This window comes from Nocardia sp. NPDC004568, assembly GCF_040609955.1.
Lineage (GTDB): Bacteria > Actinomycetota > Actinomycetes > Mycobacteriales > Mycobacteriaceae > Nocardia.
On the sequence record NZ_JBEXLL010000058.1, the window covers coordinates 1 to 23865 of the forward strand.

Annotated in this window: 19 protein-coding genes and 2 pseudogenes; 8 read left to right on the plus strand and 13 right to left on the minus strand. The window is 67.2% G+C overall.

Annotation, left to right across the window (positions count from 1 at the left end; all coding sequences use genetic code 11):
* Nucleotides 1–303: 303 nt before the first annotated feature.
* Nucleotides 304–1080 (minus strand): HAD-IIA family hydrolase, encoded by a 777-nt coding sequence (locus tag ABZV91_RS23225; protein WP_355245410.1) that lies wholly within the window; start codon nucleotides 1078–1080, stop codon nucleotides 304–306.
* Nucleotides 1081–1373: 293 nt separating this feature from the next.
* Between ABZV91_RS23225 and fgd the strand changes: the two genes are divergently transcribed.
* From fgd to ABZV91_RS23240, 3 genes are all read left to right on the plus strand, one after another.
* A complete protein-coding gene (gene fgd / locus ABZV91_RS23230) occupies nucleotides 1374–2384 on the plus strand; it encodes a glucose-6-phosphate dehydrogenase (coenzyme-F420) (protein ID WP_355245319.1) in 1011 nt (336 codons plus the stop codon).
* 189 nt (nucleotides 2385–2573) lie between these two features.
* Nucleotides 2574–4646, plus strand: a complete 2073-nt coding sequence (gene pta / locus ABZV91_RS23235; RefSeq protein WP_355245322.1) for a phosphate acetyltransferase — start codon at nucleotides 2574–2576, stop codon at nucleotides 4644–4646.
* Nucleotides 4643–5878 carry an acetate kinase gene (locus ABZV91_RS23240; protein ID WP_355245325.1) on the plus strand — a complete coding sequence of 412 codons (1236 nt, stop codon included), beginning with the start codon at nucleotides 4643–4645 and terminating at the stop codon, nucleotides 5876–5878. The genes pta and ABZV91_RS23240 overlap by 4 nt, the downstream gene beginning before the upstream one ends.
* Before the next feature lie 12 nt (nucleotides 5879–5890).
* Here ABZV91_RS23240 and ABZV91_RS23245 read toward each other — a convergent pair whose 3' ends face one another.
* Nucleotides 5891–7393 (minus strand): PLP-dependent aminotransferase family protein, encoded by a 1503-nt coding sequence (locus tag ABZV91_RS23245; protein ID WP_355245328.1) that lies wholly within the window; start codon nucleotides 7391–7393, stop codon nucleotides 5891–5893.
* Nucleotides 7394–7454: 61 nt separating this feature from the next.
* Here ABZV91_RS23245 and ABZV91_RS23250 point away from each other — a divergent pair, with 61 nt between their 5' ends.
* Nucleotides 7455–7664 (plus strand): hypothetical protein, encoded by a 210-nt coding sequence (locus ABZV91_RS23250; protein ID WP_355245331.1) that lies wholly within the window; start codon nucleotides 7455–7457, stop codon nucleotides 7662–7664.
* Nucleotides 7665–7732: 68 nt separating this feature from the next.
* On the opposite strand, the gene ABZV91_RS23255 is transcribed toward ABZV91_RS23250, so the two are convergent.
* The 5 genes and pseudogenes from ABZV91_RS23255 to ABZV91_RS23275 all read right to left on the minus strand — a co-directional run bounded on the left by ABZV91_RS23255 (nucleotide 7733) and on the right by ABZV91_RS23275 (nucleotide 11570).
* Nucleotides 7733–8017: a hypothetical protein gene (locus ABZV91_RS23255; protein ID WP_355245334.1), complete on the minus strand. Its 285-nt coding sequence runs from the start codon at nucleotides 8015–8017 to the stop codon at nucleotides 7733–7735.
* 133 nt (nucleotides 8018–8150) lie between these two features.
* Nucleotides 8151–8252, minus strand: a complete 102-nt coding sequence (locus ABZV91_RS23260) for a hypothetical protein (protein ID WP_355245413.1) — start codon at nucleotides 8250–8252, stop codon at nucleotides 8151–8153.
* A pseudogene (locus tag ABZV91_RS23265) lies at nucleotides 8253–8590 on the minus strand (helix-turn-helix transcriptional regulator); the annotation flags it as partial. It abuts the gene before it with no gap.
* Nucleotides 8591–8667: 77 nt separating this feature from the next.
* On the minus strand, nucleotides 8668–8964 hold the full coding sequence (locus ABZV91_RS23270) for an excalibur calcium-binding domain-containing protein (protein WP_355245337.1): 297 nt from the start codon (nucleotides 8962–8964) through the stop codon (nucleotides 8668–8670).
* A 230-nt stretch (nucleotides 8965–9194) separates the two neighbouring features.
* Entirely contained in the window at nucleotides 9195–11570 is a 2376-nt protein-coding gene (locus ABZV91_RS23275; protein ID WP_355245340.1) for a hypothetical protein, read from the minus strand.
* An 85-nt stretch (nucleotides 11571–11655) separates the two neighbouring features.
* On the opposite strand from ABZV91_RS23275, the gene ABZV91_RS23280 reads away from it, so the two are divergent.
* Together ABZV91_RS23280 and ABZV91_RS23285 are read left to right on the plus strand one after the other, a co-directional pair.
* Nucleotides 11656–12099: a DUF3151 domain-containing protein gene (locus ABZV91_RS23280; RefSeq protein WP_355245343.1), complete on the plus strand. Its 444-nt coding sequence runs from the start codon at nucleotides 11656–11658 to the stop codon at nucleotides 12097–12099.
* A gap of 35 nt (nucleotides 12100–12134) precedes the next feature.
* Entirely contained in the window at nucleotides 12135–13283 is a 1149-nt protein-coding gene (locus ABZV91_RS23285; RefSeq protein WP_355245416.1) for an FUSC family protein, read from the plus strand.
* 327 nt (nucleotides 13284–13610) lie between these two features.
* Here ABZV91_RS23285 and ABZV91_RS23290 read toward each other — a convergent pair whose 3' ends face one another.
* On the minus strand, nucleotides 13611–14390 hold the full coding sequence (locus ABZV91_RS23290) for a site-2 protease family protein (RefSeq protein WP_355245346.1): 780 nt from the start codon (nucleotides 14388–14390) through the stop codon (nucleotides 13611–13613).
* Between the two features lie 217 nt (nucleotides 14391–14607).
* Nucleotides 14608–15267 carry a hypothetical protein gene (locus ABZV91_RS23295; RefSeq protein ID WP_355245349.1) on the minus strand — a complete coding sequence of 220 codons (660 nt, stop codon included), beginning with the start codon at nucleotides 15265–15267 and terminating at the stop codon, nucleotides 14608–14610.
* A gap of 199 nt (nucleotides 15268–15466) precedes the next feature.
* Between ABZV91_RS23295 and ABZV91_RS23300 the strand changes: the two genes are divergently transcribed.
* Complete coding sequence (locus ABZV91_RS23300) at nucleotides 15467–16756, plus strand: adenylosuccinate synthase (RefSeq protein WP_355245352.1); 1290 nt, start codon at nucleotides 15467–15469, stop codon at nucleotides 16754–16756.
* Between the two features lie 619 nt (nucleotides 16757–17375).
* Here the strand turns inward: ABZV91_RS23300 and ABZV91_RS23305 are convergent.
* The 4 genes from ABZV91_RS23305 to fbaA all read right to left on the minus strand — a co-directional run bounded on the left by ABZV91_RS23305 (nucleotide 17376) and on the right by fbaA (nucleotide 22999).
* Nucleotides 17376–18209: an HAD hydrolase-like protein gene (locus ABZV91_RS23305; protein ID WP_355245355.1), complete on the minus strand. Its 834-nt coding sequence runs from the start codon at nucleotides 18207–18209 to the stop codon at nucleotides 17376–17378.
* 29 nt (nucleotides 18210–18238) lie between these two features.
* Entirely contained in the window at nucleotides 18239–19753 is a 1515-nt protein-coding gene (locus ABZV91_RS23310; RefSeq protein WP_355245358.1) for a hypothetical protein, read from the minus strand.
* A 1071-nt stretch (nucleotides 19754–20824) separates the two neighbouring features.
* A complete protein-coding gene (locus ABZV91_RS23315) occupies nucleotides 20825–21940 on the minus strand; it encodes a BTAD domain-containing putative transcriptional regulator (RefSeq protein WP_355245361.1) in 1116 nt (371 codons plus the stop codon).
* Nucleotides 21941–21964: 24 nt separating this feature from the next.
* Nucleotides 21965–22999: a class II fructose-bisphosphate aldolase gene (gene fbaA, locus ABZV91_RS23320; protein ID WP_355245419.1), complete on the minus strand. Its 1035-nt coding sequence runs from the start codon at nucleotides 22997–22999 to the stop codon at nucleotides 21965–21967.
* A gap of 210 nt (nucleotides 23000–23209) precedes the next feature.
* Here fbaA and ABZV91_RS23325 point away from each other — a divergent pair.
* A pseudogene (locus ABZV91_RS23325) lies at nucleotides 23210–23764 on the plus strand (VTT domain-containing protein); the annotation flags it as partial.
* Between the last annotated feature and the right edge of the window lie 101 nt (nucleotides 23765–23865).

The following is a 23865-nucleotide window of genomic DNA, read 5'->3' on the forward strand; positions in this document are numbered from 1 at the left end:
AAAAATACGGGCACAGCTGGCGAACTTCGCCACCAGAGTCCTCGGCTCCCCCCGTACCGGGGTGATCGCCGAGCCCTGACCGAGAATCAGGCGACGTCTAGACGAGTAAGGCCGAACAGTTTCAGTGGACCCGCCGACGTCAGGGTTGAATCCCCCTGGTCTCCACCGCCTATAAATGCTCGGGCCGCGCCGCAAACAGTTCGATAGCGCAGCAGATTCTGCAGTTCAGAGCGCGGATGCCGTCAGAAAGAACCCGTCGCCGACTTCCGACACCGGCTCCTGTCGCCACCGGGATACGACCGGTCAGATGGGTGGGGTCACCACCTCGGCGAACGGTATGCGTACCCGCCCGACCAGGTCGGCGACCGAGTCCAGCACCGAGGTCGGCCGGTAGGGGTACTGCTCGACCGATTTCTTCGTCGAGATGCCGGAGGTCACCAGGATGGTCCGCATACCGGCTTCCATCCCCGAGATCACATCGGTGTCCATCCGGTCGCCGATCATGACGCTGGTCTGCGAGTGGGCGCCGATGCGGCGCAGCGCCGAGCGCATCATCAGCGGGTTCGGTTTGCCGATGTAGTAGGGGTCGCGGCCGGTGGCCCGGGTGATCAGGGCGGCCACCGAACCGGTCGCGGGCAGTACGCCGTCACGGGACGGGCCGGTCGGGTCGGGATTGGTGGCGATGAACCGCGCCCCACGCTCGACCAGCCGGATGGCCGTGGTGATCGCCTCGAACGAATAGGTGCGGGTCTCGCCGAGCACCACATAGTCGGGGTCCACCTCGGTCAGCACGTAGCCGATCTCGTGCAGCGCGGTCGTGAGTCCGGACTCGCCCACCACATAGGCAGTGCCGCCGGGCCGCTGCTCGTCGAGAAAACTGGCGGTGGCCAGCGCCGAGGTCCAGATCGAATGTTCCGGGATCTCCAGTCCGGTCTGTCGCAACCGGGCCTGTAGATCACGGGGAGTGCGGATCGAATTGTTCGTCAGAACCAGGAACGGGATCTCCTCGGCCCGTAGTTCGGCGAGGAACTCGTCGGCGCCGGGCACCATATGGTCCTCGTGCACCAATACCCCGTCCATATCGGTGAGGTAGGACAGAATCCGGTCGTCTGTGCTCACCCCAACGATTGTGCCCTTGCGCGGCGCGTGGGTCGGGTCTGCCGCGCACGGGGCGGGCGACGCGAGGCGGGAACGAGACCGCCGGGGAGCTGTGCGTCCGCATACCGACGCCCGGGCACCAGGCTCGGCCGGGGCGGTCCTCGGCATTCCCCCCGGGCGTCCACGGGCTGCGGGTGGGCTTCGCCCGAGAGCGCCTATTAGTGTCGGATCCGGGCCGGAAACGGTCCGACCACAAGCGACAGGAGTGGGCGCAAATGGGTGAACTGAAGCTCGGATACAAAGCATCGGCGGAACAATTCGGTCCCCGTGAACTGGTGGAGCTGGCGGTACTGGTCGAGGAACACGGCCTCGACAGCGCCACGGTCAGCGATCATTTCCAGCCGTGGCGGCACAAAGGCGGCCACGCGCCGTTCTCGCTGGCCTGGCTGGCCGCGGCGGGCGAGCGCACCGAGCGCATCCTGCTCGGTACCTCCGTGCTCACCCCCACCTTCCGGTACAACCCCGCCGTGATCGCCCAGGCGTTCGCGACCCTGGGCTGCCTGTATCCGGGCCGGGTGATGCTGGGTGTGGGCACCGGTGAGGCGCTCAACGAGATCGCCACCGGTTACTCCGGGGAATGGCCGGAGTTCAAGGAGCGCTTCGCGCGACTGCGCGAATCGGTGGATCTGATGCGCGCCCTGTGGACCGGCGCCCGCACCGATTTCGACGGCACCTACTACAAGACTGTCGGCGCCTCCATCTACGACGTCCCCGAGGGCGGGATCCCGGTCTACATCGCCGCGGGCGGTCCGGTGGTGGCCCGGTACGCGGGTCGCGCCGGCGACGGCTTCATCTGCACCTCCGGTAAAGGTATGGACCTGTACACGGAGAAACTGATGCCCGCGGTGGCCGAAGGCGCGGCGAAGGTGGACCGCGAGATCGGCACGATCGACCGGATGATCGAGATCAAGATCTCCTACGACACCGATCCCGAACTCGCGCTGGAGAACACCCGCTTCTGGGCGCCGCTGTCGCTGACCCCCGAACAGAAGCACAGCATCCACGACCCGATCGAAATGGAAGAGGCGGCCGACGCACTGCCGATCGAGCAGATCGCCAAACGCTGGATCGTGGCCAGCGACCCGGACGAAACGGTCGAACTGGTGAAGCCCTATGTGGACGCCGGGCTCAATCACCTGGTCTTCCACGCGCCCGGACACGACCAGAAGCGCTTTCTGGACCTGTTCCAGCGCGACCTGGCGCCACGGTTGCGGAAACTGGGTTAGGGAACGCCGGCCGGGGGCCGGTCCGACCGTGGGCGATCGGTCGCGGTGGACGGCCGCTCACCACTCGACAATCCGGTGGCGGTCCCCGGCGGGCGATCCGGGCGGTGCGCTCGCTCGGGAATTGTCGCGTACGGACCCGCACATGCGCCGCCGGTGGCACCGCCACGAACACAGCTAGGCTCTTCAACCATGGCCGAGGTTGCTGCGTCCAGTGTGTACATCGCGTCGCCGGAGGGCGATACCGGTAAATCGACCGTGGCGCTCGGCGTTCTGCAGATGCTGTGCGCGACCACCGCGCGGGTGGGGGTGTTCCGGCCGATCACTCGTTCGGCCACCGACCCGGATTACATTCTCGAGCTGCTGCTCGAGCACAGCACCGCCGATATCGAGTACCAGCAGGCGGTGGGGGTCGGCTACGAGCAGGTGCACGCCGACCCGGATGCCGCCATCTCCGAGATCGTCATGCGGTATCACGAGGTGGCCGCGGTCTGTGACGCGGTGGTGATCGTGGGCAGCGACTACACCGATGTGGCCAGTCCGAGCGAGCTGCGGTTCAACGCCCGGATCGCGGTGAATCTGGGGGCGCCGGTACTGCTGGTGGTACGGGGGGCGCAGCGGTCGGCCGCGGAGGTCGAGCAACTGGTGGAACTGTGCACCGCGGAACTGAAGTCCGAGCACGCGCAGCTGGTGGCCGTCGTCGCCAACCGCTGCGCGCCCGGCGAACTCGCGGCGGTCCGGGACGCGCTGGTGCCCTTCGGGGTGCCGTCGTGGAGCCTTCCGGAGGTGCCGCTGCTGATCGCGCCCACCATGGCGGAGTTGTGCGAGGCGCTGGACGGTGAGATGTACAGCGGCGACCCCGAACTGCTGGACCGGGAGGCGCTGGGGGTGATGGTCGGCGGGATGACCGCGGAGCACATCCTGGAACGCCTGTTCGACGGTGCGGTGGTGATCGCCCCGGGCGACCGCTCCGATGTGCTGCTCAGTGTGGTCAACGCGCACGAGGCCGAGAGTTTCCCCTCACTGGCCGGGATCATCATGAACGGCGGCCTGCTCCCGCATCCGTCGGTCGCCCGGCTCATCACCGGGCTCAAACCCCGATTACCCATCCTGACCACGGATCTGGGCACCTACGAGACCGCCGGGGTGGCGCATCGCACCCGCGGCCGGATGTCGGCGCACAACCCGCGCAAGGTGGATACGGCGCTGGCGCTGATGGAAACCCATGTGGATGCCGCGGATTTCCTGCGCCGGCTGGAGGTTCCGCTGACCAGCGTGGTGACCCCGCAGATGTTCGAGTACCAGCTCATCGAACGTGCCCGGGCCGACCGTAAGACGATCGTGCTGCCCGAGGGCGACGACGACCGGGTGCTGCGGGCGGCGGGCCGGGTGCTGCAACGCAAGATCGCGGATCTGATCATCCTCGGCGACGAGACGACGATCCGGGCCCGGGCCGCGGAGCTGGGCGTGGATATCGCCGGCGCGCAGGTGCTCGACCCGCGGACCTCCGAACACCTCGACGATTTCGCCCGCGAGTACACCGAATTGCGCAAACACAAAGGGATGACCCTGGAGCGGGCGCGGGAGACGATCGCCGATATCTCGTATTTCGGCACCATGATGGTGCATCGGGGAATTGCCGACGGCATGGTGTCCGGGGCGGCGCACACCACCGCGCATACGATCCGGCCCTCGTTCGAGATCATCAAGACGGTGCCCGGGGTATCGACAGTATCGAGTGTGTTCCTCATGTGCCTGGCCGACCGTGTCCTGGCCTACGGTGACTGCGCGGTGGTGCCCGATCCGACTTCCGAGCAACTCGCCGATATCGCCGTGTCCTCGGCCGCCACCGCGACCCGGTTCGGGATCGAAGCCCGGGTGGCCATGCTCTCCTATTCGACCGGTGAGTCCGGTAGCGGCGCGGATGTGGACAAGGTGCGGGTGGCGACCGGACTGGTCCGGGAGCGGGCGCCCGAACTGCCCGTGGAGGGGCCGATCCAATACGACGCCGCCATCGAACCCACCGTCGCCGACGCCAAACTCCCGGGGTCCGAAGTAGCCGGCCGGGCCACGGTGTTCGTCTTCCCCGACCTCAATACCGGCAACAACACCTACAAGGCGGTGCAGCGCAGCGCGGGCGCAGTGGCGATCGGCCCGGTGCTGCAGGGGTTGCGCAAACCGGTGAACGACCTGTCCCGCGGCGCACTGGTCACCGATATCGTGAACACGGTGGCCATCACCGCTATCCAGGCGCAGCAGCAGTGACCGCGCCACGATCCGGGGAGAAGGAGACGGCGGTGGGCGGCACCCTGGTGCTGGTGGTCAATTCCGGTTCGTCCTCGATCAAATATCAACTGCTCGTGCCGGAGTCGGGCAGGGTGGTGGCGGCCGGACTGGTGGAGCGGATCGGGGAGGACGCCGGGGCGATCGAACACACCACCGACGGCCGGACCCTGTCCGAACAGATCACCATTCCCGACCATACGGCGGGACTGCGCCTGGCGTTCGAGAAGTTCGCCGAAACCGGACACGACCTGGCGGCGGCGGGCGTGACCGCGGTCGGGCATCGGGTCGTGCACGGCGGTGAAGTGTTCTACCGGCCCACACTCGTCGACGACCGGGTGCTGGCCACCATCGACGAGCTGTCGGCGCTGGCGCCGCTGCACAATCCGGCGAACGTGCGCGGGATCGAGGCGGTGCGCACTCTGCTGCCCGAGGTTCCGCAGGTCGCGGTGTTCGATACCGCGTTCTTCCACGGGCTGCCCGACGCCGCCAAGACCTACGCGATCGATGCGCAGGTCGCGGCCGCGCACGGGATCCGCCGGTACGGTTTCCACGGCACCTCGCACGAGTACGTATCGGGTGTCGTCGCCGAATTCCTGGGGCGGCCGGCCGAATCGCTGAAACAGATCGTGTTCCACCTCGGCAATGGCGCGTCCGTCTCCGCACTGCGGGGCGGGCGACCGGTGGACACCAGCATGGGCCTGACTCCGCTGGAGGGCCTGGTGATGGGGACCCGGCCCGGCGACCTGGATCCCGGCATCATCCTGCATCTCATGCGCACCGCGCAGTTGGACGTCAACGGTGTCGACCGCCTCCTCAACCGCCGTTCGGGCCTGCGGGGGATGGCCGGGGTGAACGATTTCCGGGAGTTGCGCAGGCTGATCGGCGACGGCGACGAGGCGGCCCGCCTGGCTTACGACGTCTACGTGCACCGCCTCCGTCACTACCTCGGCGCCTACCTGATCGAACTCGGTGGGGTCGACGCGATCACGTTCACGGCCGGGGTCGGCGAGAACAACCCGGACGTACGCGCCGACGCGCTGGCCGGCCTGTCCGGGTTCGGGATCGCGGTGGACCGCGACCGCAATACGGCGCCGGAGCGGACAGCGCGGCGGATCTCCCCGCCGGACGCGAAGGTGGATGTCCTGGTGGTGCCGACGAACGAGGAACTCGCCATCGCCCGCGCTGCCGCCGCGTCGATCGAAAAGGCCTGAGCGCGCCGCGTTTCAGTAACAGGTGAGCGGCTGCAGCGAATCACCGGCCTGCGGTCCCAGTGTCGCGTAGGCCGTCGCGATGGCGGATACCGCACGCCGCAATTCGGGTTCGGGGCTGGTGTAGGGCAACCGCAGGAACCGTTCGAACGCGCCCTGGACCCCGAATCGGGGACCCGCCGCCAGCAGTACTCCGTGATTCGGCGCGGTGGCGGCCAGCGCCGTGGACACCGGTGTGGGCAGCTGCGCCCACACCGACATTCCGCCGACTCCGGGCAGCACATACCAGCCGGGCAGTTCCTCGGCCATCGCCGCCAGCAATGCCTCCCGCTGGCTGCGCAACTGCGCGCGCCGGCGCTCGAGGATGGGCTCGGCGTGCTCCAGCAGATGGACCGCGGCCAGCTGATCCATCACCGGTGTGCCCAGATCGACGGTCGCGCGGATACCGAGCAGCCGGGTGATCAGCGATTCCGAGGTCCGGATCCAACCCACCCGCAGACCGCCCCAGAACGATTTCGAGGCCGAGCCGATGGTGACGACCTCCGCTCCCTTCGCGAACGCGGCGACCGGCGATACCGGCTCCTGTGCGCCCAGGGACAGATCGGCCATGGATTCGTCGATGATCAGCGTCATCCGGGTGTCCCGGGCGATGGCGGCCAGTTCGGCGCGGGCCTGATCGTCCATCAGGAAACCGGTGGGATTGTTGTGGTCGGGGACGAGGTAGGCCAGCGAGGCGGCGGTCTGCCGGGCGGCGCTGCGCAGCCCGTCGAGATCCCAGGCGGCCGCCGCATCCTCCAGGCGCAGCGGAACCGGGACCGGGCGCGCGCCCACATCCCGGATGGCCTCGATGGCGTTGGGATAGGTGGGGTGGTCGATGAGGACCCGGCCCGCGGTCGGGGCCAGTACGTTCAGCAGCAGCCGGAGTCCGTGCTGGGCGCCGAGGGTCACCAGGATCTGGTCGGCGCCGGTGGGCAGACCGCGTTCGGTGTAGCGGCGGGCCAGGGCTTCCCGCAACGGCAGGATGCCCACCGGATCCATCCCGTGGGTCCCCAGATACGACGGGATGCCCTGCAGCGCGACGGAGTACGCCTCCTGCATCTCCGGCGGCGCGGTCATCGCCGCGTAGGTCAGGTCCACGGCGGGCGCGGCGCCGGTGGACATGGTGGCGAGGATGCCGCGGGCCGCCCGGGTGCCGTCGTGCGCGACGGCCGGCGGCAGCGCGACGGTGCTGCGCGAACCCTGGCGGGTGATGAGATAGCCGTGCTCGCGCAGCAGGGCGTAGGTGGAGGTGACCGTGGTACGGCTGACACCGAGCGTGGTGGCCAGATCGCGTTCGCTGGGCAGGGCGATCCCGAGGGGAGCGCGCCCGTCGTGGATCAGCAGGCGGATGCCCTCGGCCAGGGCGAGGTAGGCCGGCCGGGCCGATTTGCGGCCGTTGCCGTCGGCCGTCGCGTCGGCACTGCGCCAGTGCCCGAGATCGCGTGCCAGACCTGTCGCGCCGATCACCCGTGTCGCCATGGGGTCCAGTATTAATGGATTGGCTCTTTCGCGGCAAGTCCAGTTGCCCGATGCTGAAGATATGACACTCTTTGTGGCACTCGTGGGAGTGGGAACGTTCGGCTTCATCGCGTACGACTACGTCGTGCACGAATCCAGGATCGCGGAACTGCTGGAACGATACCGGCCACTCGGTTCCGTCACCGAGGACGCGGCGAACCGTTACGATCTCGAGCGGATGTACCGGGATCTGGAGGCCGCCCGTTCCTACCGGGAACGGGACGCCGCCTGACCCGGGGCCGAGCGAGGCGGTCGACGCGGGACCGACCAGTCCAGTTACGCAACTGGACTGGTCTTTGGTCACTTCAGCGGATGGGCGCGGTAGAACTCGCACGCCTGCCCGGAGAGCAGACCGTCCTCACAGGCGAAATAGGTCTGGATACAGGAATTGGTATCGCACCCCAGCCGGGCCAGTTCGTCGCGCACCCGCAGGTTGCGTTCCTGTGGGCTCTCCGGCTGCGACGAGGTGGCGGCCGGGGCCACCGGGGCCGCGCTGCCCTGGTTGTCCGCACACGCCCCGAGCAGCAGCGTTCCGGTGCACAGCGCCGCCACGGCGGCGAATCGACCAGCTGATTTCGTAACCATGCGCACCTCCACTTCCCCCGGAGCGTTCGACGAGCGGCCAGCGTAACCGATACCCGGACCGATGGATACCCCCGGGCGGCGCGCTTCCCGGCCCGGTAGGTAGGGAAACCGCGGGAAGAACGCGGTGCGTCCGTCAGCAGGACGGTTTTGCGCCCAGGAAAGCGGCCAGGGATTCCCGGTCGGTCACGTCCAGTTTCGCGCACGCCCGGTAGAGGTGGCCCTCCACCGTCCGCACCGAAACGGTCAGCCTGTCGGCGATCTGCCGATTGGTCAGCCCGGCCCGTCGGCGAGCAGGGCCTCGCGGGCGGCGCCCATGAAGGTCACCGGATCGTGCGCGGTGTACACACCGACCATATGGGCGAACACCCCGAGCGGAATACTGCGCGCGGATTCGGTTCCCGCGACCCAGCGGATCTTGCCGCCCATGGTGGTCGCGGCCCGGCGGGCCAGGGTGGTCTCACCGACGCCCGGCTCGCCGATGAGTACGGCGCCGCCGTGGCCGGAGCCGGCGAGCGCCGCGCGAATCGCCTCGAACTCGGTTGCCCGTTCGACAGTCGGCCAGTTCCGAGACATAGGTCTACTGTAGAGCCCGCATTACCCGGCGACTTCGCGGAAACCGCACGGCGGTAACGGTTCCGCGCCTCGCGGTATCAGTACTCCCCCACCTCGCAGGCCACGCCGTCGCCGTCGGCGTCGAGTTGCCGGGAGTAACCGGGCTGACCGCCCAGCAGCGGGGTATCGGATTCCCGGCGGGCATGCGCGCAGTCGATGTAGTAGGGCTGCCCGTCCTTTTCCGGTTCGGCTTCGGCCCGGTCGGCGGGTAGTGGATGGGAATCCTGGCTCCGATTGGACGATTGCGGGGTATCGGCGGCCGCCGGCGCGGCCGCGAGCGCAGACAGTGCGCATCCGGCGATCACGAGGCGGGCCAGGGTTCTTCGAGTTCTCATAGCGAAAGTCCTTGTAGCGAGGTGATACCACCATCCTCACGCGGACCCGCCGATTGCGAAAGACCCTTGTTTTCGCCCGTCTACCCGCACGTATGGCAATCCGGCGCGGCCGCCGGGTGGTCGGGCGGAGGCGCCAGGCCCGGGCCGCGGCGATCCCGGCCCGGATCGCCGCGGCGGCCGGCCCGGCGACAGTTCCTCCCGGGGCGCCGGCCACCGCGTGGACCGACAGGTTACGGGGTGCCCGCCGGCGGATCGCAGACCTTCCAGCCTTCGTCGGTCTCCTGCAGATCGAAGGTCCGGGTGGTCTGCTCCGCGTCCGCCTCGGTCTGCACGGTCACCTGGGCCAGCGCGGTCCGGTCGGTGATCTGCACGGCGTCGACGCCGGTCACGTCGGGAATGGTGCCCCCGTCCACGGCCTGCTGGTGCACCGCGGCGAACTGCTCCTCCGACAACCTCTGGTAGTAGTCGTGCAGACCACCGCACGTGGTGTCACGCAGGCCGGCCAGATCGCCGCTCTCCAGCGCACCGGTGTAATCGCCGATGGCCGTACGGATCCGGGCCTGCGGGGAATCGTCACCGGAACCGAGGCCGGCCACGATCGCGATGAGCGCGATCACAACCACCACGGCCGCGCCCGCGGCGATCAGCCATTTCCGGTTACCGGTGGACCCCGCCGGTGCGGCCGCCGGCTCCACCCGCTGCGGTTGCGCGATCTGCCCCGGCGCACCGTACTGCGGCTGCGGTGCGATCCGGTGTTCGGCCACAGTCGGTTTCATATCGGCCGGTGACGGCGCGCCGGCCGGACGCTGCCCCGCGGAGTGCGGCCGCCCCGGGCCACCGGCCGGATCGGGAGCGCCCTGCGGCCCGCCGGCGCCCTGCGGTGCGGGTGCCGGTCCGCCCGGCCGCTGCGGCGCGGACTGGTCCGGCCGGCTCGGGGCCTGCGTACCGGGCCGCTTCGGCCCCGGCTGCGGACGCGGCGTGTTCGGCGGTTTCGACAGCGGCCCCGCCATACCCGGCCCGACCCGGTCGGTGCGGGCCGGGCCCTGCGGACCGCTCGGCGGTTTCGTCCCCGGCCGGCCAGGGGTGCGCACCTGGCTCATATCGATGCGCTCGGTGGCGTTCGGGTCGGGCTTGCGCACCGAGATGGACTCCGTCGGCGCCTCCTCCGGCCGCTGCGGCCGGGGGATCACCACTGTCTTCGCCTCGGCGCCGGTCGGCGTCTCGAATTCGACCGTGGGGTCGGTGACCGCGCTCTCGTCGCTTTCCGGCGCCGCGGATTCGGCCGGGGCCCTTTCCGCGGCGGTGGCATCCCGGCCCGGGCCGGCGGGCGCCTCCGCTGCGTCGGAGCCCGGCTCGTCTGCGCGCGCGGTGATCTCGGTGGTGGCATCCTCGCCGGCGCCGACCGCCGCGTCGGACCGGGCAGCCGTCTTCGCACGATCGGCCGACGCGGCGGTTTCCCCCGCGGTACCGGCCGAGACGGCAGGCTTCTCCACGTCACCGACCGGCGCGGCGGTCTCCTCCGCGACACCGGACGAGGCGGCAGCATCCTCCACGACACCGGCAATATCGTCCGACGGAGCGATCTCCGCGCCGTCACCGGCCGGGGTGTCGGTTGCTTCCGCGTCTCCCGCCGGCGTGGCGGCACCGGTCGACGCGGCGACATCCTCCGCTCCACCGGTCGACGTGGCAGCCTTCTCCGCGTCCCCGGTGGATGCGACCGGTGCCTCCGCCGCGCCGTCGACCGGTTCGGCGACCTCGGCGTCGGTCTCCGACGATGCGGCCGTGCCGGCCGAATCCGCCTTCTCCGCAGCGGTTACCGCGGAAGGGCCGCCCTCGGCGTCGACCGCCGTGGCCCGGGTGGTCTGCTCGGTCGTCTCGGTGGAAGCGTCCGCGCCGTCGGGCCCGTCACTGCCCTTCTCGGAGGTCGGTACCGTCACGCCGGGTGTCGCTTCGGCATCCTCCTCGGTCGGCGGCGCCGCGACCTCGGTGGTCGCGTCGTCGGGAGCGCTGTCGCCGGCCTGCCCGGAATCGACCCCGGGCCGACTGTCGGCAGCCGTCTGTTCCGGTGCCGTGCCGGTCACGGGTGCCTGCGTACCGGCTCGGTCGGCGGAAGCCGCTTCGGCGCCCGGATCGGCCGCGGCGGGGGCCACCGTCTCGTCTCCGGCATCTTCGCCGGGCGTGGTCTCCTCGTCCGAGCCCGCCCCGCCGTCCGCGACCGGCGCCGCGGGCTCGGTGTCCGCGGCCCGAGCCGTCGCCGCCACGGGAGCGGCGTCCGCGCGGTCCGGGCCGCCGTCCTCCGCCACCGGACTCTCCGCGACCTTCGCGTCACCGTCGGCCGGCTCCCCGCCCGAATCCCGCGGGGTACGCGCGAGCGCCTCCGTCGGCGCGGTGGCGTTCCCGCCGGAGTCCGCTTCGCCGGTCGCCTCCGCGTTCTCGGTCGCGTCCCCACCGCTCGCCGTATCCGCTGCCCGCGACGGCTGCGATCCGGCGTCGGACGGCTGCGGCTTCTCCCCGGCGGCAGAACCCGCGCGGGAGTCGCCCCCGCCCCCGGCACCGGAGTCGGATTCGGAGCGGATCGGTTCCTTGTCGTCGGTCGGGTGCGACACCTATACCCCTCGTTGCTGGCTAACAGAATGTGACGTAGATGGCCAGCCTATCGAGCATTCCCGATACCCGTGCACAATGAAGCCCATGACCTCGTTCGGTGATCTGCTCGGCCCGCAACCGGTACTCCTTCCTGAACTACACGACGCGGAGGACGCGCTCGACGCCGGCACCGATCCGGTGCGCGTCGCCGCCGACAATCCTGCCGCGTCGATAGCCTGGGCGACCCTGGCCGAAGCCGCGCTGGAACGCGCGGAACAGGCCGCGGAACCGGTCAACCACGATGTCGTCGCCGCCTACGCGTTCGCCCGTACCGGCTACCACCGCGGACTGGACCTGCTGCGCCGCAACGGCTGGAAGGGCTTCGGTCCGGTCCCGTGGGAGCACGAACCGAACCGCGGCTTCCTGCGCAGTGTCGCCGCACTGGCCCGGGCGGCCAAGGCCATCGGGGAATCCGACGAATACGCCCGCTGCCTGGACCTGCTCGAGGACTGTGATCCCCGAGCGGCCGGGGAACTGGGTCTGGGCTGAACGAACCCTGAGCATTGATCGACCAGAAATCCCCGATGGGCCGGGCCCGGGCCAGGGGTACCGACCGGATGCGGCGGTCCTGGAAGCGGCTCCGCCTCTCGGCGATCCCGATCCTGCAGTGTTCTCTGGCGGCGGCACTGGCCTGGTTCCTGGCCAAGGACGTGGTCGGCCACGCACTGCCCTTCTTCGCGCCGACCGCCGCGGTGGTGTCCATCGGCACCGCCTTCGGCGCGCGGCTGCGCCGCTCGCTGGAACTGGTGGTCGGAGTCGCGGTCGGCATCGGCGTCGGCGATCTTTTCATCTCACGAGTGGGCACGGGGGTCTGGCAGATCGCCCTGGTGGTGGCGGTGGCCATGGCCTTGGCGGTATTCCTCGACGGCGGGGCCATCATCGGTATCCAGGCCTCGGGTTCGGCCGTGCTGGTGGCCACCCTCATGCCGCCGGACACCGGCGCCGGTCTGTCGCGCATGGTGGACGCGCTGATCGGCGGGCTGGTCGGCGTGGTGGTCGTCGCCGCGCTGCCGTTGCATCCGGTGCGCCGGGCCCGGGAGCAGGCGGCGGCGATTCTGGGCGTGATGGCGAAATCTCTCACCGACGGCGCCCACGGACTGCTCGAACAGGATCCCGGCAAAGTGCACACCGCGCTCACCTCGGTCCGGGCTACCCAGGGACAGCTGGATTCACTGCGCAAATCGCTCGAAGGCGGCCGCGAGGTGAGCCGGATCTCTCCGCTGTACTGGAATTCGCGCGGCCGGTTGGAACGCCTGCGCGCCGCGGCCGACCCGCTGGACAACGCCGTCCGCAACATCCGGGTTCTGCTGCGCCGCTCGCTGACGCTGGTGCGCGACGACGAGATCCTCAATCCGGGCCTGATCGAGGAAGTGGAGCAGCTGGCCGCCGCGGTCGAGGTGGTCCGGCGGATGATACTCACCGATCCGGGCGAACAACCCGACCGCGCGGAGGCCGCCCGCGTGCTGCGTTCGGTGGCCAAACAGGCGCGCCCGGAATTGGTTGCGGGGGCCGGGCTGTCGGCGCATGTGGTCTTCGCCCAGATCCGGTCCACGCTGGTAGACCTGTTGCAGGTGTGCGGCGTCCAGCGCGTTTCCGCACTGGCCCTGCTCCCGCCCACCGTGCCCAATCCCTACGTGACACCGACCGATCGGCCCGCCGACACGGTCGGTTAGGTACCGCAGGCGCGTATCGTTCGCTGCCGGGTTGGCCGAGCCGCCCATACTCGCGATCGCGGGTCGCGGACACCTCGCCGCCCGGCCACAGCCGCTATTCGAGTAGTCGACTACCTGTACCGCGGTGGCCGGTCTCCACTAATGTGAAACGTGACCGCACCGGCCCACAGCCGGTTCGGTCGGACCCCTCTCGTGCGCCACGTCGCCGACGGACGGCGCGTCAGCGCCGAATGTTTCGGATACCCGGACGCCGGCCCGGGCGGGGAATCCGGGCCCGTCCGGCCGGCGCCGCGCCGGGCGGGCCCTCTCGGATCGGCCGCCCCGCGGCTAAGCCCAGAACCTCGTCAGATATCCGCCGTAGCGCGACCACTGCTCCGATACCCCGGACAGGTCGTAGAGCGCGTACACGGCATCGAAGAAGACCTGATTGATCGCGGGGGTGAAGAGCAGGGCGAACAGGATGAGCATGCCGAAGGGTTTGAACTGCTCCAGCCCGCGCCGGGTCTGGTAGCTCAGGGAGGGCTCCACGACGCCGTAGCCGTCCAGGCCCGGTATGGGCAGCAGGTTCAGCAGGGTCGCGGTCACCTGCAGGAAGGCCAGGAAGCTGAGCCCGAACCAGAACGCCGGATGCTCCTGCGCGCTGCCGAAGAATCGCACGACCAGCAGCAGTATCACCGCGCATACCGCGTTCACGGCCGGGCCCGCCACACTGATCAGCCGCTGCGTCCGAGGCGGCACCTGATGGGTGTGCACATACACCGCCCCGCCGGGTAAGCCGATACCGCCGAGCGCGATGAACACCATGGGCAGCACGATCGACAGCAGCGGATGACTGTATTTGAGCGGATTCAAGGTCAGGTAGCCGCGCAGTTCCACCTCACGGTCCCCGGCCCGCCAGGCGATATAGGCGTGGGCGAACTCGTGCAGGCACAGGCTCACCACCCAACCGAACACCACCAGCACGAAAACCCCGGCCTTTGCCCGGACCGAATCCAGGTCCGCGCCCCAGGAGAGCACGCCGCCGACCACCGCGAGGGCCACGACCAGCAGGAACACCGGGCTGGGACGTATCGCACCGCGCCTCAGGGCCGGGACGCCGCGGGTCACGGCCGCCCACCCTCAGCTACTCCGAACCCGGCCCGCCGACGACGCACGCACCGTTCCCACTCCGCCGCAGCAGGCTCGAACCGGCCCGGCCGAGCGACCCCCGCACAGCGGAGGCCGGAGCGTCGGCGGGGGCGTCGTCCATGCCCCATGAGCACAGTCGGCCCGAACCGGGTAGCCCCCGAACGGCGGAGGCCGGCGCGCGAGCGGGGGTATCGCATCAGCGGACCAGCAGCCAGGGTTCGTGATGCCGGTAGAACGTCGACCGCGGCACCACCCGGTCGCTCTGGATACCGTCGCGGTTGATCACCGCGCCCGGCGTGCCGAGCTGCGCGGCGCGCCCGGGGGTCCAGCGGCGGCGCCGGAACCGACGCGGGTAACTCGCCCGGACTCCCGGCAACTCCAGCGTGGGGGTGACGAACATGGCCCGGACCGTGCCGGAGAACAGGCGGGTGTCGTCGACGTAGGCCTCACCCGTCAGCTGGCCGCCCTCCGGGCCGGTGATCTTGGCACGGCCCACCAGGACGGTACCGGTGTCGTCGCGTACCAGCGGGGTCTCCGAGGCCGAACCCTCCAGCGCGCGTTTCGCCGCGGCGTTTCCGGTGTCGAGGTCATAGGCCTGGGCGGCATAGGTCCGCTCGAGGGGTACATAGCCGACTTCCACGTGCAACCGCTCGGTGCGCATCAGGTGGGTGAGCACAGCGGCGAGCGCCGCGTCGCCACCCAGCACGATCAGACGCGGCAGGCTGTCGGCCGCCAACACCGGCAGGAGCTCGTCGATCAGCCCGGTGGCCGGTATGGCCCCGGTCTGCGCGGTGGGCTGCGCAGCGAGGGCGATAGGTACCGGTGCGTCGGCACAGCGGAGAACCTGGGTACTCAAACGCCCAACACCCTCCCTCGGACCGGTCACCCATGAGTGTAAAGGGTGCCCGGTGACAACCCGCGCAACGGCCCGGCCCCAGCGACCGTTCCCCGGCGCCCGCGCGGTCTCGGCTAGACTGTGCTCCCGGCTTCCTCCGCATTACGGCAGGTAGCTGCAGCACTCACGTGTTGCGCGTCGAACCGTAGGAGACACGACCATGCCGGCAATCGTCCTCATCGGCGCCCAATGGGGTGACGAGGGCAAGGGCAAAGCCACCGATCTACTCGGGGGCCGCGTGCAGTGGGTGGTGCGGTACCAGGGCGGTAACAATGCCGGCCATACCGTGGTGCTGCCGGGCGGCGACAACTTCGCGCTGCACCTCATTCCATCCGGCATCCTGACGCCCGGCGTCAAGAACGTCATCGGCAACGGCGTGGTCGTGGACCCCGGTGTGTTGCTCGACGAACTCGCCGGGCTGGAGGATCGCGATGTCGACACCTCTGGTCTGATGCTCTCCGCCGACGCGCATCTGATCATGCCGTACCACGTGGCCATCGATAAGGTCACCGAACGGTTCCTCGGCAACAACAAGATCGGCACCACGGGCCGCGGCATCGGCCCCTGCTACCAGGACAAGGTAGCGCGCGTCGGGGTCCGCGTCGCCGATGTACTGGACGAGAAGATCCTCACCCAGAAGGTGGAGGCGGCGCTCGAGTTCAAGAATCAGGTGCTGGTCAAGATCTACAACCGGCGCGCGCTGGACCCTCAGCAGGTGGTCGAGGAGGTGCTCGGCCAGGCCGAGCGGTTCGCGCACCGCATCAGCGATACCCGGCTGGAACTGAACCTGGCCCTCGAACGCGGCGAGACCGTGCTGCTCGAGGGATCCCAGGGCACCCTGCTGGACGTGGATCACGGCACCTATCCCTACGTCACTTCGTCCAACCCGACCGCCGGCGGCGCCGCGGTGGGCGCGGGAATCGGACCCAACCAGATCGGCACGGTGCTGGGCATCCTGAAGTGCTACACCACCCGCGTCGGCTCGGGTCCGTTCCCGACCGAGCTGTTCGACGAATCGGGCGCCTATCTGGCCAAGACCGGCGGCGAGGTCGGGGTCACCACCGGCAGGGCGCGCCGCTGCGGCTGGTTCGACGCGGTCATCGCCCGCTACGCGACCCGGGTCAACGGCATCACCGACTACTTCCTCACCAAACTCGACGTGCTGTCGAGCCTGGACCGGGTGCCGATCTGCGTGGCCTACGAGGTGGACGGCGAACGGGTCGAGCAGATGCCGGCCACCCAGACCGGTTTCCATCACGCCAAGCCCATCTTCGAGGAGATGCCGGGATGGTGGGAGGACATCTCGGGCGCGCGGACCTTCGAGGAGCTGCCCGCCAACGCTCGGGCCTATGTGCTGCGGCTGGAGGAGCTCTCGGGCGCCCGGATCTCCTGTATCGGGGTCGGACCGGGCCGCGAGGAGACCATCGTCCGTCACGACGTCCTGGGCTGAGACCCAGCGCACGGCGTGGAAGGCCAGCCCGGTGGTGCCGATCCGGATCGAATCGCCGTCGGCAGGCCGTTCACGAATCGATCGGAGTTCGTCGGCAGGTCAGGACAGCCGGGCGAGCACGCCGGCTTCCGCCGCGTCGGCCGGCTCGCTTCGCTACGAGTGCGGCGGATTCCCGATCGTGCAGGTTACGGCGATTTCTCCGCCGGCCCGGCTGCGCGCGACGGCGTCTCGTTCGGGCCGGCGTTCCGGGTCCTGGTCTCCCGAGGGCCTTCGCCATTCCGTGGAGTCTCGCGTGCCAGCTCCAGACCGATCCGGGCCGTGCCGAGCTACTGCGACAGCTCCCGGCCGCCTACTGTGCCCCCGGTCGATAAGCTCGCGTTCCCCGCTGGCAAGATCGGGTCGATGCGCGCGCCGCTCGGCATGTTCGGTCAGCGGGATTTTTTGCTGTTCCAGCGCGCGTTCCCACCTGGAACCGCAGTCCAGCGTGCTGCCTTCCTGCTCGGCGATATCGCTCTCCGCGATTACGCGAGTGCGCGCTGGTTCCCGCAATACCCGTGCCCCGGGGCGGTTGTTCAATTCCTGCGGTAGGCGCTTCCTGAGTTCGTGGTGGCGAGCCGAACTATTGCACAAGGACTTTTGCCAGCTCTACCGCTCGACGCAGTGTGGCCGCCGTGGGGACGCCCGTGGTCTGCGGCCGGCCCGGAATTTGCGGTGATTTGTTGTACAGAATGCATGTCACACCTGCGGCGTGCGCTGCGGATATGTCATCGGACGTATCGCCGATCATTATCACTTTCCTGTCGGCGATTGCGGCGGATATCTGCGGTAATCCGCATTCGACGAGAAACTTCAGATGCCTTTGTAGCGGGCGGCGCTTACTGTCGTCGTGGTTCCCGTGAGCCCCGGATCGACCGTCGATTCGTACGAAGTACTGCGTAAGCGCCGATCGTTCGACCTGCTGGATCAACTTGTCGTGCTCGTGCAACGACAGCACAGATTGCGACCCACCTGTCTTGTGCCATTCCTGTAATGCGGCACGTGCTTCGGTGTTGAGCCGTGCGTTGGGTGACATACGTTGGTAGGCGTCGAGATACAGCGCGGTCCAGCGATGAAATTCCGACTCGGTGATGTTGCGTCTCGTGACCGCGTAGAAGAATTTTCTCAGCGGACGATCGAAAAGTTCTTGGTAACGTGCCGGCGTGAGGGGGAGTACACCGGGTGCGATCTCGGCAGGTGAATCGTGGGCGAAATCGGGGAAATGCAAGCGGGTGAAAGCCTCGTTGGTTGCCGCGAGTACGAGACCACTATCGTCCATGAGCGTTCCATTCCAATCCCAAATTAGATGTGCCTGCACGACGAGGCCCCTTCCTGCCTGAATGGCTTCGCAACCGGAAATGAACCGGATGGACGTACATGCATCGGCTCGATTCGGAGTACGGACGATTGAATCCACGTTTTCAAACGCCTGTCATGGAACGCGCTTCAACCATTGAGTTCTTCGGACCAAACGCTCTGTGGGTGAAACAGCGCGTAGACGGTCAGCGTGTGCCGGAGCGGATAACGGCCGTCCGTGACGTCGAAGTCGACGCCCGGAAGATCCAATAGCTCGGCCCGAAGCGCTCCGCTGGTCAGCTCCGGTATCTCCAAGGGCACTCGAGCCCGGCGGTCGAGCTTCACAGCGCATAACGGCGATTTATCGAAAAGCAAGCGGACCACCTCTTCCGACGTCGAACTGACCAGCAGGAACATGATGCCCATTCGTGAGTCGAGCAACTCGGGACCTGCGGTCAGCAATGCTTGGACATAGAGCTCCAAATCTTCTGTTGCGCGATGGGCAATGTCCTCCGAACTATTGGGCGGTCGGGGGTTGGGGCGAACGGAAAGGACATATTCTTCGAGCGCATCGTCGAAGAGCGGGCTCATGAGGTCCTTTCCCTCCGCGATCAGTTGCTCGACGAGCGTCCTGGGTATATACGGAGGATTCACTGTCAAAATGTCGACCGAGCCTGGTCCGTACTGCTCGAGCACTCGCCTGAGTGAGTCGGGATCCGTGATGGTCGTCAACAGAGCTCGACCGCTCTCGACGACATCGGAGAACAACTCTTGACTGTGGGCTATTGCGTGACTGGATATATCTGTGGCAATAGCATGTATTCTCTGCCGCGAAATGCCATTAGAGAGGCGACGAGTGAGCGTGTAGAGAATCGCACCGCTCCCGGCGCCGAGTTCAAGGACACAGTCGGACCGGGGCAAACCCCCATGACGGTCGATGAATTTGTGCAGTACCTTGATGAAGAAAAAGGTGTCGATCGCAGGCCCGAAGACGAGATCGTTGAAGACCTGAATTTTGATATCTTTATAGTAGAAAGATCGGATGGACTTGCCCAGCTTTACAAGATGCTCCAGCATCGCATATGCGCTCGGGAGAAACTCTTTTCGCGCCTGCCCCAGGGATACGGCCAGTTCTGGTTCGTTGATTCTGCCGAGGAAGTATACCGTACCCTCCAGGAGGGTGAAAAAGTCCATATAAAGTAGGTTTTCGCACAATACTACGACCAGGCGAGGCTTCCCCTCCGGTGTTGTGGGAAACCGCGACAGATCCTCCATGGGCGTTTTGTAGTATCCGGACTCCAGCCGCCTGACGAATTCTTTTGTCTGTGGTGCAGAAATTTCTGTATCCACATATTTCAACGCAGATACGCCACCGGCCTGCCAGGCAAGAAAGCGAGCCGGCAACTCGTCACAATTCAAGGCGACAACTTCTTTCAAGATCTCGAGAGCGAGCGATTCCCTTCCCCGCCGCAAGCAAAGTCCCGATGCGCATATCGCCATATCGACCATATTCGTCGCGGCATTTGCATCGTTTGACATTTCCGCGACGTCTGGAATCGACGATATGACCTTGCGTAGAATATGCGCCAGAGTGGTGTACCGATAACTTTCAGATGAACTGTGCTTCACTGCGGGTCGGGCTCGGCGTCCGGATACTTCCTTCAATTTCTTTCTTTCGTCACCAAGGCCCTGGTTCCTGGATTGCCTGATCTTGGAATCGCGGGCAGCGTATGAGCGCAGCGCAAAGCTTTTCTCGTCCCGAAGTGGTGACTACCGGGTGCACGGCCCGAAGGCATTCGGCCGCATTTCGCCGCTGCACATGTGCGGGGAACGTTGCGCGACACTCGCCGCAGCAGACCGATCCGGACAGAGAACGTATAAGTTACGTTCTCGTCGAATCCATCGCTGGGCGGTCCTCGATCACTATTTCAAGATCGAGTCTCTCCCCCGTCGGCCGCATGTCGTGTGCACGTGAAATTCGTATACTCTTGAGCTTCACGCTGGCCGGTCTCGGCTCGAGAAGATGCACTGGGGATCATACGGCGCGATATCGAGAGCCGAGCAAATGGCTGAATTCTCCCTTCGGAGGTATCGGAAGACACAGTAACCCCTCCGAAAGGACATTCTCCCTGACGTCCTGCTCGGGGAAGCCCGGGAAAGGTGCTGCAATCCTCATCCAAGTACCTCCCCGCCACCGAGGAGATGATTTCGTGTCGAGAACGATAGCCTGCCACCCATGGCCGTGCAAGCCTTTTCCAGAAGATTTCTTACACCATCAATCCGATTGGAGAGCGCCCATGCAATGAACTCCCGATGCGACGCCCCGCCCCGGCGATTCTGCCATTGCGCCGGTGCATGTACAGGCACTCGCGGCTATTCAGCGACGCCCAGCCGTGAAATATATTGACTCCATTGACTTTCCATTGATGGAACATGTGAATTGCTGCAATGCGTGGCCGAAACCGTGGTCGCCCAGAGAAATTCGCTTACTCAGAATCGGTTCGCGCTGAAGTTCGACAGGGCTTGCGTTGAGCCGCAACACATTCAACATAATTCGAGTGTGCGGGACGAGGTGGTTACCGACGCGTTGCGGGCCGGGTTGGTGCCATCGAACGACATGAGGAGCTCGGTTCTGTTGGGCACCACAACACCATGCCCAGTCCAAATGGCTTTTCAACGGCAGCGGGCCGGGCCGCGAATGAACCGTTGTCCACCGCGAAGTCCTGGGCTGAGCCCTCAGCGCACGGCCTGGAAGGCCAGCACGGTGTTGCCGATCCGGATCGCGTCGCCGTCGGTCAGTAGCGCGGAATCGATCGGCTGCTCGTTGACGAAGACCCCGTTGGCCGAGTCGAGATCTTCGATCAGCAGACCGGCCCGGCCCAATTTGATCTGGGCGTGGTACCGGCTGGCCTTCGGATCGTCGAGGATCAGATCGTTGTCGGTCATCCGGCCGATCCGGAAGCCACCGTGGGCGACCACCACCGTCCGCCCGTCCGGTAGCCGCAGCTGACCGCTGCGCACGGTGCGGGGCACCTCGGTGACCGTATCGGTCATCGCCGCGGCCATCCGCTCGACGCTCTTCATCTCGACGGTGCTCAGCGGCTCCTGGCGCAGCACCCGTCGTTCCAGTTCCACCAACGCCGGCCCGGGGTCGATACCGAGTTCCTCGGCCAGCACCGCCCGCACCCGCCGGCACGCCTCCAGCGCGTCGGCATGGCGTTCGGACAGGTAGAGCGCGGTGATGAGCTGACCCCACAGCGGCTCCCGCAGCGGGTGCTCGCCGGTGAGCGCGACCAGTTCGCCGATCACGGCCGCGGCCCGGCCACACGCGATCTCCGCGTCGAACCGCGCCGATACCGCCAGCAGCCGCTCCTCCTCCATGGCGGTGGCGAAACTGTCGGCGAAACCGACCCCGACCAGATCGGACAGCGCCCGGCCGTTCCATTCGCGCAGGGCGGTGGCGAACAGCCGGGACGCCGAGGCGTGATCGCCGGCCCCCGAGGCCCGGGCGCCCGCGTCCCGGGCGGCTTCGAACCGGCCCAGGTCGCAGGCATCGTCGGTGATCTCGAGCCGGTAGCCCGAGGATTCGGTGCGCAGGACACCTGCCGGGTCGACACCGGCATTGCGCAGCGCCTTGCGGATATTCGAGACGAACACCTGCAAGCTGGCCGCGTAGGCATCCGGCGGCTCCTCGTTCCAGACCATATCGGCCAGGGTGGCCGAGGACACGGCCCGGCGCCGGTTCACCGCGAGTGCGGCCAGCAGCGCCCGGGGTTTGGGGCCGCCGACCGGCACCGGCTCACCGCCGACCAGTAGACGCACGGGCCCCAGCACCCGGAGATCGAGTGTCATCTGGCTACGAACGGTACGAGGGAATCAGGCACTGATGGAGCGCCCGGCGGACCGCAGGTCGTTGCACGCCTGCACGACCCGCTCGGCCATCGACAGCTCGGCCTTCTTCAGGTAGCTGCGCGGATCGTAGGCCTTCTTGTTGCCGACCTCGCCGTCGATCTTCAGCACACCGTCGTAGTTGCTGAACATATGGGCGGCGACCGGACGGGTGAACGCGTACTGGGTGTCGGTGTCGACGTTCATCTTCACCACGCCGTAGCGCAGCGAATCGTCGATCTCCGACTTCAGCGACCCGGAACCGCCGTGGAACACGAAATCGAACGGCTGGGCGTCGTTGGCCAAGCCCAGCTTGGCCGCGGCCACCCGCTGGCCCTCGGCCAGCACCTCGGGCTTGAGCACCACGTTGCCCGGCTTGTATACACCGTGCACATTGCCGAAGGTGGCGGCGAGCAGGTACTTGCCCTTCTCGCCGGCGCCGAGCGCGTCGATGGTCTTCTCGAAGTCGGCGGGCGAGGTGTAGAGCTTCTCGTTGATCTCGGCCTCGACACCGTCCTCTTCACCGCCGACGACGCCGATCTCGACCTCGAGGATGATCTTCGCGGCGGCCGCGGCGGACAGCAGCTCCTGCGCGATGGAGAGGTTCTCGTCGATCGGCACGACCGAACCGTCCCACATATGCGACTGGAACAGCGGATTCTGCCCGGCGTCCACCCGCTCCTGCGAGATGGCCAGCAGCGGCCGGACGAACCCGTCCAGCTTGTCCTTGGGACAGTGGTCGGTATGCAGGGCGATGGTGATGTCATACTTCGCGGCCACCACGTGGGCGAATTCGGCCAGCGCGACCGCTCCGGTGACCATATCCTTCACTCCCTGGCCGGAACCGAACTCCGCGCCACCGGTGGAGAACTGGATGATCCCGTCACTACCCGCCTCGGCGAAACCCTTGATCGCCGCGTTGATCGTCTCCGATGATGTGCAGTTGATGGCCGGGAAGGCAAAAGAGTTCGCCTTGGCCTGACCGAGCATCTCGGCGTAGACCTCCGGAGTCGCGATCGGCACTGTGAAGACCTCCGTGTTGTGCGGCAGACGTGGGATTGTCTGTTTCTGCACATACCCTAAGGCAGGCGGGTTTCCTCCGGTATAAGGGGATTGTTTGCGCCGCCGCACCCTACAGCGGTCGATGTAACCGGTACTGTGGGCCGGGTGATTGCGCTGGCAGCTACCGACGCGGTGACGAGCAATCTGGCTCTGACCGAACTGCTCGACCCGATGCACCTGTTGACCGAGACCTGGCTGAAGAACGCGGTGCTACCGGCCATCCTGGTGATCATCTTCATCGAGACGGGTTTGCTGTTCCCGCTGCTTCCCGGTGATTCGCTGCTGTTCACCGGTGGTCTACTGGCCGCCCAGCCGAATCCGCCGGTATCGATCTGGGTGCTGGTCCCGGCCGTCGTCTTCATCGCTTTCGCCGGTGATCAATGCGGGTACTGGATCGGCCGGGCCATCGGTCCCGCGCTGTTCAGCAAAGAGGACACGCGCTTCTTCAAGAAGAGCTATGTCACCGAAACACACGAATTCTTCGAGAAGCACGGCCCCAAAACGATCATCCTGGCCCGATTCGTCCCGATCGTCCGGACCTTCATGCCAGTGCTGGCCGGGGTTTCCAAAATGAGCTACCAGCGCTATGTCGCCTTCGATATCGTCGGCGCCATCGCCTGGGGCGGCGGGGTGACGGTACTCGGATACTTCCTCGGCAATGTCGCCTTCATCCGCGACCACGTCGAGGCCATCTTCCTGCTCATCGTGTTCATCTCGATCCTGCCGGGCATCAGTGCGGTCGCCAAGAAACTGCTCGGCCGCAAAGCAGACAAAGCGGTCGCGGACGGCGCCCTGACCTCGACCGCGGAGCTTCCGGCCATGGATCA